The organism is Paraburkholderia sp. AV2, assembly GCF_054968425.1.
Window position 1 is genome coordinate 33,113 of the sequence record NZ_JBANLK010000037.1, and the last position, 11,164, is coordinate 44,276.

General features: G+C 67.9%; 9 protein-coding genes and 1 riboswitch. Of the genes, 3 read left to right on the plus strand and 6 right to left on the minus strand.

Features of this window, described 5'->3' with window-relative positions; translation table 11 throughout:
* Window positions 1-124 precede the first annotated feature (124 nt).
* The 4 genes from thiE to V8683_RS22670 form a co-directional block, all read right to left on the minus strand.
* A complete protein-coding gene (gene thiE / locus V8683_RS22655) occupies window positions 125-1,237 on the minus strand; it encodes a thiamine phosphate synthase (protein WP_411188298.1) in 1,113 nt (370 codons plus the stop codon).
* A complete protein-coding gene (locus V8683_RS22660; protein WP_411188297.1) occupies window positions 1,234-2,049 on the minus strand; it encodes a thiazole synthase in 816 nt (271 codons plus the stop codon). The genes thiE and V8683_RS22660 overlap by 4 nt, the downstream gene beginning before the upstream one ends.
* An 89-nt stretch (window positions 2,050-2,138) precedes the next feature.
* Complete coding sequence (thiS, locus tag V8683_RS22665; RefSeq protein ID WP_411190482.1) at window positions 2,139-2,336, minus strand: sulfur carrier protein ThiS; 198 nt, start codon at window positions 2,334-2,336, stop codon at window positions 2,139-2,141.
* A gap of 65 nt (window positions 2,337-2,401) precedes the next feature.
* Window positions 2,402-3,544 carry an FAD-dependent oxidoreductase gene (locus tag V8683_RS22670; RefSeq protein ID WP_411188296.1) on the minus strand — a complete coding sequence of 381 codons (1,143 nt, stop codon included), beginning with the start codon at window positions 3,542-3,544 and terminating at the stop codon, window positions 2,402-2,404.
* 253 nt (window positions 3,545-3,797) lie between these two features.
* Window positions 3,798-3,911, minus strand: a riboswitch (TPP riboswitch).
* Between the two features lie 363 nt (window positions 3,912-4,274).
* On the opposite strand from V8683_RS22670, the gene V8683_RS22675 reads away from it, so the two are divergent.
* The 3 genes from V8683_RS22675 to V8683_RS22685 all read left to right on the plus strand — a co-directional run bounded on the left by V8683_RS22675 (window position 4,275) and on the right by V8683_RS22685 (window position 8,891).
* Complete coding sequence (locus V8683_RS22675) at window positions 4,275-6,026, plus strand: ABC transporter ATP-binding protein/permease (protein WP_411188295.1); 1,752 nt, start codon at window positions 4,275-4,277, stop codon at window positions 6,024-6,026.
* 200 nt (window positions 6,027-6,226) lie between these two features.
* Window positions 6,227-7,486: an MFS transporter gene (locus V8683_RS22680; protein WP_411188294.1), complete on the plus strand. Its 1,260-nt coding sequence runs from the start codon at window positions 6,227-6,229 to the stop codon at window positions 7,484-7,486.
* Window positions 7,487-7,532: 46 nt separating this feature from the next.
* Window positions 7,533-8,891 (plus strand): D-amino acid dehydrogenase, encoded by a 1,359-nt coding sequence (locus tag V8683_RS22685; protein ID WP_411188293.1) that lies wholly within the window; start codon window positions 7,533-7,535, stop codon window positions 8,889-8,891.
* 30 nt (window positions 8,892-8,921) lie between these two features.
* Here V8683_RS22685 and thpR read toward each other — a convergent pair whose 3' ends face one another.
* On the minus strand, window positions 8,922-9,470 hold the full coding sequence (gene thpR / locus V8683_RS22690) for an RNA 2',3'-cyclic phosphodiesterase (RefSeq protein WP_411188292.1): 549 nt from the start codon (window positions 9,468-9,470) through the stop codon (window positions 8,922-8,924).
* A 121-nt stretch (window positions 9,471-9,591) separates the two neighbouring features.
* Entirely contained in the window at window positions 9,592-11,058 is a 1,467-nt protein-coding gene (locus tag V8683_RS22695; RefSeq protein ID WP_411188291.1) for a glutamate synthase subunit beta, read from the minus strand.
* Window positions 11,059-11,164: the final 106 nt, after the last annotated feature.

Here is an 11,164-nt window from a genome sequence, read left to right on the forward strand (position 1 = left end):
TCATGAAAAAGCTGCCGTGACGCGCCCCGTCGCCGATCCAGCCGGTAAAGGACGTCAACCCGACGTCGACCGGCCCCCCGACGGCATGGCCGGACACAACGTCCGACCTTCCGTCAGCGGGCCATTATTGCGTAAACGCGTTCTGCAACGCAGCAACAGCTCCAGCCGGGTCGGCGGCCTCGGTCACCGCCCGCACGACGGCTGCGCAGCCGACGCCCGTCGCGAGCACCTGCGGCAGCACGGCGCCGTCGATGCCGCCGATCGCCACCAGCGGAACCACGCCCTCGAGAAGCTGCACGTAGCGCACGAGACGCTTGAGCCCCTGCGGCGCGGTCGGCATCGCCTTGGTCGTGGTCGGGAACACGGCGCCGAGCGCGATATAGCTTGGGCGGAAGTGCAGCGCCGTGAGCATCTCGAAGTAGCCGTGCGTCGAGAGGCCGAGACGCACGCCCGCCGCTGCGATGGCGCCGAGATCCGCGTCGCGCAGATCCTCCTGGCCAAGGTGTACGCCGTAAGCGCCGGCCGCCAGCGCCTCCCGCCAGTGGTCGTTGATGAACACGCGGGCATCGTGCCGGCGGCCCGCCGCAACACAGCGTTCTATTTCCGCCACCAATTGCGGCGATTTCGGCTGCTTGCTGCGCAACTGCGCCGTCTTTGCGCCGTAGTCGAGCACGCGCTCGACCCAGTCGGCCGTCGGCAGCACCGGGTACAGGCCGAGCTTCGCCGGGCACGGCGCGAACGGTTGGGCCGGCGCGGCCGGCAAGTCCAGCACGCGCGGAAAGCGCGCGAAGTCGACCGGCCACGCGTCCTCGCCAGCCTCGTCCCCGTCGCGCCAGGCCAGCGCCAGCACGAGCGCGTCGTGCGGGTCGAAGCCGCAGTCGAGGAAAGCCGCCAGCGCCGGCACCCAGTCTTCGGCCAGCTCGCCTTCCAGCGCATAGCGCTCGCCACCCAGATGCAGCGTCACACGGCCCGCTTTGGGAGCGTCGCCGGCCGCTTCGATCACGCCTGCGCCTTCGGTCATCCAGCGCGCGATGTTCGCGAGGTGCGGCGTCGCGTCGGTCAGCATGATCAGGTCGCCGCCGTTCGGCGCGTCCGGCGGCGTGAGGCAGATGCGCCAGGGCGCGTGCGTCGGCGGCCAGTCTCCAAGGCGCGCGCGGATGCGCTCTGCGGTGGTGGTCAGTTCGTCGGCCGGCGGCCAGAACAGCTCGCGGTCCTGCGGTCGCAGCATCTCGGTCATTGCTGGCCTCCATCCTGATGCCAGAACGGCATGCCCACGACGGGCGTGCTCGCCACGGCCGCCTCGCGCTCGGCCATCGGCCCGGCAAGATACGCGGCGCGGCCCGCCTCCACGCCCAGCGCGAACGCGCGCGCCATCGCGTCCGGGTGCGTCGCCTGCGAGACCGCCGTGTTCAGCAGCACGCCGTCGAAACCCCATTCCATCACCTGCGCCGCGTGCGAGGGCACGCCAAGGCCCGCGTCGACGATCAGCGGCACGTCCGGCAACCGTTCGCGCAGCACGCGCAGGCCATAGGGATTGATCACGCCTTTGCCGGTGCCGATCGGCGCGCCCCAAGGCATCAGCGCCTCGCAGCCCGCGTCGAGCAAACGCCGGCCGATCACGAGGTCTTCGGTGCAGTAAGGCAGCACCTTGAAGCCGTCCCGCACGAGGCGCGACGCGGCCTCGATCAGGCCGACCGGGTCGGGCTGCAGCGTGTAGTCGTCGCCGATCAGTTCGAGCTTGATCCAGTCGGTATCGAAGACTTCGCGCGCCATGTGGGCCGTCGTCACGGCTTCGTTGACGGTGAGGCAGCCCGCCGTGTTCGGCAGGAGCGGCACGCCGTGGCGCTTGAGCAGGTCGAAGAAGCCCGCTTCGGCGGTGCCGTCGTTCATCTGGCGGCGCAGCGCCACGGTGATCATGCCGGGCCGCGCCGCACCGATCGAATCGGACAGCGACTGCAGCGACGGATAGCGCGACGAGCCGAGCAGCACGCGGCTCGCGAAGGTTTCGCCGTAGAGCGTGAGCGCGTCGGCGGTGGAAGGGGTGGTCATGGCGGAAGAATCCTTGCGCGGTGGCATCGGGTCGAGGCGTCGGAGGAGCGCAAAAGCGGACGCAAAAGCACGCGAACGGGCGAGACGGCTCAGCCGCCCGCCACCGGGCTCACGACGTCGAGGCGGTCGCCCGCCTGGAGCGTGCGCGCGCCATGCTGGCCGCGCGCGACGAAATCGCCGTTCAGCGCGACCGCATAAGGCGGCCGTGCGCCGAACGCGGTGAGCGCGTCGGCGACGGTCGCCCCTTCGGGCAGCGTGAGCGGCTTCTGGTTGATCTGTATGTCCATGTCGATTCGGTTCACTACAAGTCCTGTTACTGGAAACACCCCTCGTGCAGCCCTGCCGCTGCGCGTCAGGCCGTCTCCCGCGCGCCCTGCACATGCAGCATCGCGCTCCAGCGCGAGTCGCGGCGCAGCGTTTCGAAGGCGTCCTGATCGGCCACGCGCTGGTCGAGCAGCGCCCGCGCGCAGCGGACCGCTTCGTCGGCCACGGCGGGCGCGATCATGAAACCGTGCCGGTAAAGGCCATTCACGCGCAAGGTTTGTGCGCCGTCCCAGATCAGCGCCGGACGATGATCGGGCAGCGTTGGACGGCACTGCGAATTGAGTTCGAGGATGCGTGCCTCGCCGAAGGCCGGATGCACGGCGAACGCGGCGCTCAGCAATTCGAGCGCCGAGCGCACGCTCACCGGCGACATGTCCTCGCCTTCGATCTCGGTGGCGCCGATCACGTAGAGGTCGTTCTGCTTCGGCGCGATATAGAGCGGATAACGCGGATGCAGGAGGCGCACGGGCCGCGAGAGCCCGATGCCCGGTGCATGCACGCGCGCCACCTCGCCGCGGATTCCGCGCAACGCGGGCAACGCGGGCTTGGCGCCCAGGCCCCGGCAATCGATCGTCACGCGGGCACGCGGCAGATCGGCGTCGTTCACGCTCGTGTGCCAGTGCGTTTCGACGCCCCGTTGCGCGAGCCCCGCCGCCAGCGCACCGAGCACCTGGCGGTTGTCGAGCTGTCCTTCGCCAGGCAGCAGCCAGCCGCGCGCGAAGCGCCCGGCAAGCGCGGGCTCGGCCGCGTCCAGTTCCTTGCCCGCAAGCGCGACAAAACCCTCATTGGCGAGCCAGTGAGGTGCATTCGCGCGCACGCGGCGCTCGAACAGCGGCGCCTCGGTGCGGTCGGCGTGATGCCAGACCACGAGCGTGCCGTTGTGCTGGAAGAAGACCGGCTCGGGCAGTTCCGCGAGAATCTGCGGCCAGGTCTCGAGCGACGCGACCCCAAGTTCGGTGATGAGCAGTTCGGCGACGGCGGCCTCGGCCAGCGGCGCAAGCATCGCGGCCGCGACCCATGCGGCCGCGTCGGCGCCTTCGGGACCGCCGCGCTCGTAGAGCGCCACGCGGTGGCCCATGCCGGCGAGCCGCCAGGCGACGAGGCGCCCGGAGAGCCCGCCGCCGAGAACGGCGAAGTCCGGCATGGCTGCAGCAGAGCGGACGTCGTTCATGACGCGACTCCGCAGCGCGCAAACACGCGTATGCCGGAGCAGGCCAAAGTGCTGATCGAAATGCTGACCAGCGCGCGGGCCCAATAAACTAAATGGACTGAGGAATAGGCGGTCATCGTATCCTTTCCGTACGGCAACAGCAGACGTACCCAAGGACGAAACCGGCTGGCAAGGCCGGCCGGACAGGCGCGAGGGGCAATGGGACACGGGTCCCATGCGCGCTTGCCCGGCGGGAAACTGGAACTGGCTCCAGCAAGACTTTCCGGAAACTTCCCGCGCCGGTATTACCCGGATCGGGTGCGAAGGGTCTCTCTCAGCCTCACAGCGACATGCACGGCATGCCGGCGAAGCACCCCTGTTTCGTCAGCGGACATTAGACCACAAAAGGCGCGGGGCCCGCAAACCGCGCCGGCGCTGGCGCCGCGGCCCGCTTCCCTCGGGTTCGCGCCGTGGTTCCGCGACCGCTCATGCCGAACGCCACGCACCCTCACCCGCCCGGCGCACCGGCACCGGGCATTTGCCGGGAGGCGCCTGCGCTCTGGCACAATGCCCGCAACGCCCGGTTCCGCCCGCCACCAGCCGCCGGTGAGACAATGGGCCGCGCGCTTACACGTCGATTGAACGGCGGTTAAGCCCGGCTTAAGCGGTTCGCGACAGAATCCCGGCACCGCCGTGCCGCGCCGCACGCTTGCCTTTTCCGGCCTCGGGCCGGGTCTATATCAGGACGCACATGACCAACCTTTCTTCCCGCGCCACGCCGGATCAGCCCGAAAAGATCACGGCCTGGAGCCTGATCAAGCCCTACTGGGTGTCCGAGGAGCGATGGATCGCCTGGGGGCTGCTCATCGCGATCGTCGTCATCAACCTGCTGGTCGTGTGGATCAACGTGCGGCTCAACAGCTGGAACGCCGACTTCTACAACGCGCTGCAGGGCAAGGACGTCAAGCAGTTCCCGCACCTCCTGATGATCTTCACGGTGCTCGCGTTCGCCTTCATCATCCTCGCGGTGTACGGGCGCTATCTGCGTCAGATGCTCGGCTTCCGCTGGCGCCAGTGGCTCACCACGCGCTTTCTCGACGAGTGGCTCGGCAAGGGCGCGTTCTATCGCATCGAGCGCGACCGGCTGGCCGACAACCCGGACCAGCGGATCAGCGACGACCTCCAGTCGTTCGCGACCAGTACGCTCGCGCTCACACTGGACCTGCTCTCCACGGTCGTTACGTTGATCTCCTTCGTGACGATTCTCTGGACGCTCGCGGGCGCACTCTCGATCACGCTGGGCGGCCACCCGCTCGCGATTCCGGGCTACATGGTGTGGGCCGCCGCGCTCTACGCCGTGCTCGGTTCGATCGTGATCCAGAAGGTGGGCCATCCGCTCGTGTCGATCAACTACCAGCAGCAGAAAGTGGAGGCGGACTTCCGCTTCGGCCTCATCCGCCTGCGCGAAAACGCCGAGCAGATCGCCTTCTACGACGGCATGGACACCGAGCGCGGCAGCGCGCAAGGCCTCTTCCAGCACATCCGCGACAACTGGTGGCGCGTGATGAAGTACACGAAGCGCCTCACTTTCGTGCTGAGCTTCTACGGCCAGATCGCCATCATCTTCCCGCTCGTCGTCGCCGCGCCGCGTTATTTCGCCGGAGCGTTCACCTTCGGCGTGCTGATGCAGATCTCGCAGGCGTTCGGCACCGTGAGCGACTCGTTCTCGTGGTTCATCAACAGTTACTCGACGCTGGTCGACTGGCGCGCCACCGTCAACCGTCTGCGTGAATTCGTGCGCGTGGTCCACTCGCCGCGCCTGAAGGAAACCGTCTCGCCCGCCACCGAGCACGGCGGCATCAACCTGCACTTCGTCGACGCGAATGTGCTCTCCACCGACCACCTGAAGCTCGCCCTGCCTAACGGCGTGCCGCTTTCGGAAGTCCGCGACGTCGCCATCAAGCCGGGCTCGCGCTGGCTCGTGCGCGGCCCTTCGGGTGCGGGCAAGAGCACGCTGATGCGCGCGCTCGCGGGCCTCTGGCCGTTCGGCGAAGGCTCGATCGACGCGCCCGTGGACGCGCGCATGATGTTCATCCCGCAGCAAAGCTATCTGCCGATCGGCACGCTCAAGGCGGCGCTCACCTACCCGTCGCCGGCCGACGACTACAGCGACGAAGACTGCCGCGAGGCGCTGCGCGCCTGCCGTCTCGAAGACTACGCGGACCGCCTCGCCGAATCGGCGCACTGGACGCGCGTGCTCTCGCCTGGCGAGCAGCAACGGCTGGCCGGTGCGCGCGTGCTGCTGCACAAGCCCGACTACCTGTTCCTCGACGAAGCGACGAGCGCCCTCGATTCCGACAACGAAGGCCGTCTCTACAAGCTCTTCAACGAGCGTCTGCCGAAAGCGGCGATCGTGAGCGTCGCGCATCGCGAGTCGCTTGCGGCCTTCCACGACGAGACGCTCGACATCGAGCGCATGCCCGAAGAGCGGATCGCCGCTTAAACTTGGGGCCGGCGGGCGCGTCGCACCGCTCGCCGACGCTCCGGCATCGAGTCCTTCAACCGCGTCCTGGCTAACGGAAATGCAAACGAAACGCTCGCCTGCCTGTTCCGTCGCGCCGTAAAATAGCCCCCGCTCCAGCATTCATGCCGCATACGGCATGACAAATGGTGGCGCACACAACAATTGGGGGAAGACACGCGATGGGATCGTTCCAGTGGTTCACGGAACTGAACGGGCGCGAGCGTCGAACGCTCTACGCCGGCTTCGGCGGCTACGCCGTCGACGCGTTCGATTTCATGATCTACTCGTTCCTGATCCCCACGCTGATCGCCGCCTGGGGCATGAGCAAGAGCGAAGCCGGCATGATCGCGACGAGCTCGCTGATCTCGTCGGCGCTCGGCGGCTGGCTCGCGGGCGTGCTGGCCGACCGCTACGGCCGCGTGCGCGTGCTGCAGTGGACGATTGCGACGTTCGCGATCTTCACCTGTCTCTCCGGATTCACGAACTCGTTCTGGCAGTTGCTCGCCACGCGCACGCTGCAGGGCTTCGGCTTCGGCGGCGAATGGTCGGTGGTCACGATCATGATGGCGGAGACCATCCGCTCGCCGCAGCACCGCGCCAAGGCGGTGGGCACCCTGCAGAGCAGCTGGTCGTTCGGCTGGGCAGCCGCCGCGATCCTCTACTGGGCCTTCTTCGCCGCCCTGCCCGAGGCGCTCGCCTGGCGCGCCTGCTTCTGGATCGGCATCGTGCCGGCGCTCTGGATCCTCTATGTGCGCCGCAACGTGAGCGACCCCGACGTCTTCGTGCAAACGCGGCGCGAGCGTGACAGCGGCGCCGCGCGTGCGCATTTCCTGCAGATCTTCTCGCGCGCGCATCTCGCCACCACGCTGCTCGGCAGCGCGCTCTGCACCGGCATGCTCGGCGGCTACTACGCCATCACCACCTGGCTGCCCACGTACCTGAAAACCGTGCGCCATCTCTCCGTGTTCAACACGAGCGGCTACCTGTTCGTGCTGATCGTCGGTTCGTTTGTGGGCTATATCGTCGGCGCGATCCTCTGCGACCGCATCGGCCGGCGCGCCTCGTTCATCCTGTTCGCGCTCGGCTCGTTCGCGCTCGGCATGGCCTACACCATGCTGCCCATCACCAATGGCGCCATGCTGCTGCTCGGCTTTCCGCTCGGCGTCGTGGTGCAGGGGATCTTCGCGGGCATCGGCGCCTATCTCTCCGAGCTTTATCCGAATGCGATCCGCGGCTCCGGTCAGGGCTTTTGCTACAACCTCGGGCGCGGTCTCGGCTCGCTGTTCCCGATTCTCGTCGGCATGCTCGCGCAGTCCATATCGCTCGTGAAGGCGATCGGCGGCGTGGCCGGCGCCGGCTATCTGCTGGTGATCGTCTCCGCTCTCTGCCTGCCCGAAACGAAGGGCAAGGCGCTCGCTGCTCGATCCGCTGCACGATGAGTCCGAACGTGCTGCAATACCTCCCGTCCCACCCGAGTCGACCGGCATGAAAACGATCGTCCTCGGCGCCGGTGTGATCGGCGTCGCTACTGCGTATTATCTGAGCGAGCGGGGCTGCGACGTCACGGTCGTCGAGCGCGAACCCGGCGTCGCGCTCGGCACGAGCTTCGGCAACGCGGGCGTGATCGCGCCTGGCTACGTCACGCCGTGGGCGGCGCCCGGCATGCCCGCGAAGCTCCTCAAATATCTGTTCAAGCCCACTTCCCCGCTCATCTTCCGGCCCACGCTCGCCCCCTCCCAATGGCGCTGGATCGCGCGCTGGCTGCGCGAATGCGACCTCGAACGCTTTCGTCTGAATAAACAGCGGATGCAGCGCATTGCCTGCTACAGCCGCACCTGCCTGCACGCGTTCCGCGAAACGCATGCGTTCGAATACGGGCGCAGCCAGGGCTATTTGCAGCTCTTTCGCAGCGACTACGACCTGGCACTCGCGCAACCAGCGCTCGACGTGCTGCGCGATGCGGGCATCGCCTGGCGCGAACTCGACGCCGCGGGATGCACGCAGATCGAGCCGGGGCTCGCGTGGTCGCATATCAAGCCGGTTGCGGGCATCTACCTTCCCGACGACGAAGCGGGCGACTGCGCGCGCTTCACGCGCGAGCTGCGCGCCGTGTGCGAAGCCAGGGGCGTGCGCTTTCTGCTCGATACCGAAGCGGAGGCTCTGCAGGCCGAAGGCGGCAAGGTGAGCGGCGTGCGCGTGCGCGCCGGCCGCGGCAAGCTCAACCGCCGCGAGCAGCGCCGCGCGCCGGCCGAGGTGCTGAGCCCGTCCGCGAGCGCGCCCGAAGCGCCGGACGCGGCGCCGCGAACGCTCGCCGCCGACGCGGTGATCGTCGCGCTGGGCGTGGAGAGCGCAGCACTCGTGGCGCCGCTCGGCGTGCGCGTGCCCCTCTATCCCGTGAAGGGCTACTCGGCGACGCTGCCCGTCGTCGACGAGCAAAAAGCCCCGCGCGCCGCGCTCATGGACGAATCGCTCAAGACGGCGATCACGCGCTTCGGCCCGTATCTGCGCGTCGCGGGCACGGCGGAGCTGGGCGACCATCGCGCGACGCTGCGCGAACAGGCGCTGCAAACGCTCATGAAAGTGCTCGACGACTGGTTCCCGCATGCGGCCACGCCCTCGTCGGCGCAGTTCTGGGTCGGACGGCGGCCCATGGTGCCGGACGGCGCGCCGCTGCTTGGCGCTTCCGGCGTCGAGGGACTCTGGCTCAACGTCGGGCATGGTTCGACAGGCTGGGCGATGTCGATGGGCTCCGGGCGCGTGGTCGCCGATCTCGTCACGCAGCGCACGCCCGAAATCGATCTCGATGGGCTCACGCTGGCGCGCTACCGGCGCAACGGACACTGAGGCGCGTCACCCGAATACCCTGCTTGCCCCTCACGCCAGCGCCACGCTGGCCAGCGCATCGTAGCGCGCCCCCTGGCGGGCGAGCGTACTCGAATACAGCACGAGCGACTCGAATCGCAATGGCGGCAGCGCTTCGCCGTTCATCGCGGCGGGCCCCGCTGCCGCATCGCGCGCAAACCGTGCGAGCGTCACATGCGGGCGAAATGCGCGCGCATCGAGCGGCAACCCCACCTCGCCCATCAGGGACCGCACGCGCCAGTCGAGCGCCGTCAACGCGTCCGACATCGCCAGCGCAGCCACGATCAGCCGCGGCTGCGCGCGGCTGGGCCAGCATTCGATTTTCGTCACAGGCGCAGGCGGAACCGGCAGCGCTTGCCCGGCCAGCCGCTGCGAGAGCATCTCGCCCTGATCGAACGACATCGCGCCGATGAACGCCACCGTCAGATGCAACTGCGCATACGGCACGCGCCGCACGTTGGGCGGCACGTCGAGCGCGGCTAGCGCGTCGCGCGACGCCGCATCGGGCGCGAGCGCGACGAAGCAGCGCCGCCATTGATCGGTCTCGCGGGCTTCGGACATAATCGGTGGCCGTCAAGTGGGTCGGGCAATCGCGTCATGGTAACGTGCGCGCGCCAGAACGTAAAAAAGCCGGACACCCTTCCCGGGTGCCCGGCTTCGATATCGGCCGGAAGTGAGTGCCTTATCGCGGCAGCTCCGTGCGCCCCATCAAATAAGCGTCAACCGAGCGCGCGCATTGACGGCCCTCGCGGATCGCCCAGACGACGAGCGACTGGCCGCGGCGCATGTCGCCGGCGGCGAAGACCTTGTCGACCGACGTGTAGTACGCCTTCTCGCCTTCGGTCGAGGCACGCACATTGCCGCGCGCATCCTTGTCGACGCCGAACGCTTCGAGCACCGGCGAAACCGGCTGCGTGAAGCCCATGGCGAGCAGCACGAGATCGGCCTTCATTTCGAACTCCGAACCGGGCACTTCGACCATCTTGCCGTCCTTCCACTCCACGCGAGCGGCGACGAGCTTTTCGATCTTGCCGTTCTTGCCTTCCAGACGCTTCGTGGCCACCGCCCAGTCGCGCGAGCAGCCTTCCTCATGCGACGACGAGGTGCGCAGCTTGATCGGCCAGTACGGCCAGACGAGCGGCTTGTTCTCCTCTTCGGGCGGCTGCGGCAGCAGTTCGAACTGCGTGATGCTCTTCGCGCCATGGCGGTTCGACGTCCCCACGCAGTCGGAGCCCGTATCGCCGCCGCCGATCACCACGACGTGCTTGCCCTTCGCCACGAGCTGATCGGCCAGCTTGTCGCCCGCGTTGACCTTGTTCTGCTGCGGCAGGAATTCCATCGCGTAGTAGATGCCCTGCAGTTCGCGCCCAGGCACCGGCAGGTCGCGCGGCGTTTCCGAACCGCCCGCGATCACCACGGCGTCGAACTGCTCCTTCAACTGGTCCGGCGTGATGGTTTCCTTCGCCGTGCTGCCGATAAATGCCGGCAGTTCGCCCTTGCCAATGAAGACATTGGTGCGGAACGTCACGCCTTCGGCTTCCATCTGGCGCATGCGGCGGTCGATCAGCCACTTCTCCAGCTTGAAGTCGGGAATGCCGTAGCGCAGGAGACCGCCGATGCGGTCGTTCTTTTCGAACACCGTCACGTCGTGCCCGGCGCGCGCGAGCTGCTGCGCGGCGGCGAGACCCGCGGGGCCCGAACCCACCACGGCCACCTTCTTGCCGGTCTTGTGCTTCGCGATCTGCGGTGCGACCCAGCCTTCGGCCCAGGCCTTGTCGATGATCGCGTGCTCGATCGACTTGATGCCGACGGGATCGTCGTTGATGCCGAGCGTGCACGCCGCTTCGCACGGCGCCGGGCAGATGCGGCCCGTGAACTCGGGGAAGTTGTTGGTCGAGTGCAGCACGTCGATCGCCGACTTCCAGTCCTGGCGGAACACCAGGTCGTTGAAGTCGGGGATGATGTTGTTCACCGGGCAGCCGTTGTTGCAGAACGGAATGCCGCAGTCCATGCAGCGCGCGCCCTGGATCTTCGCGTCCGAGTCGGCAAGTGCCGAAACGAACTCCTTGTAATGCTTCACGCGCGTGAGCGGTGCTTCGTACGCCTCATGCTGGCGCTCGTATTCGAGAAAACCGGTTGCCTTACCCATTTGGCTCTCGTCCATCCATGTATTCGGTGAGGGGGTCGGCGCCTGCCGCCGCGCGCTTCACGCGCAGCGGCAAGCGCTCCTTCGTCTGTACGTCGTGGTGTCGCGG

What these genes read in the sequence shown, in the direction of transcription:
- thiE (WP_411188298.1), bottom strand. Translation starts at nt 1,237, where the DNA reads ATGACCGAGATGCTGCGACCGCAGGACCGCGAGCTGTTCTGGCCGCCG.
- V8683_RS22660 (WP_411188297.1), bottom strand. Translation starts at nt 2,049, where the DNA reads ATGACCACCCCTTCCACCGCCGACGCGCTCACGCTCTACGGCGAAACC.
- thiS (WP_411190482.1), bottom strand. Translation starts at nt 2,336, where the DNA reads ATGGACATACAGATCAACCAGAAGCCGCTCACGCTGCCCGAAGGGGCG.
- V8683_RS22670 (WP_411188296.1), bottom strand. Translation starts at nt 3,544, where the DNA reads ATGAACGACGTCCGCTCTGCTGCAGCCATGCCGGACTTCGCCGTTCTC.
- V8683_RS22675 (WP_411188295.1), top strand. Translation starts at nt 4,275, where the DNA reads ATGACCAACCTTTCTTCCCGCGCCACGCCGGATCAGCCCGAAAAGATC.
- V8683_RS22680 (WP_411188294.1), top strand. Translation starts at nt 6,227, where the DNA reads ATGGGATCGTTCCAGTGGTTCACGGAACTGAACGGGCGCGAGCGTCGA.
- V8683_RS22685 (WP_411188293.1), top strand. Translation starts at nt 7,533, where the DNA reads ATGAAAACGATCGTCCTCGGCGCCGGTGTGATCGGCGTCGCTACTGCG.
- thpR (WP_411188292.1), bottom strand. Translation starts at nt 9,470, where the DNA reads ATGTCCGAAGCCCGCGAGACCGATCAATGGCGGCGCTGCTTCGTCGCG.
- V8683_RS22695 (WP_411188291.1), bottom strand. Translation starts at nt 11,058, where the DNA reads ATGGGTAAGGCAACCGGTTTTCTCGAATACGAGCGCCAGCATGAGGCG.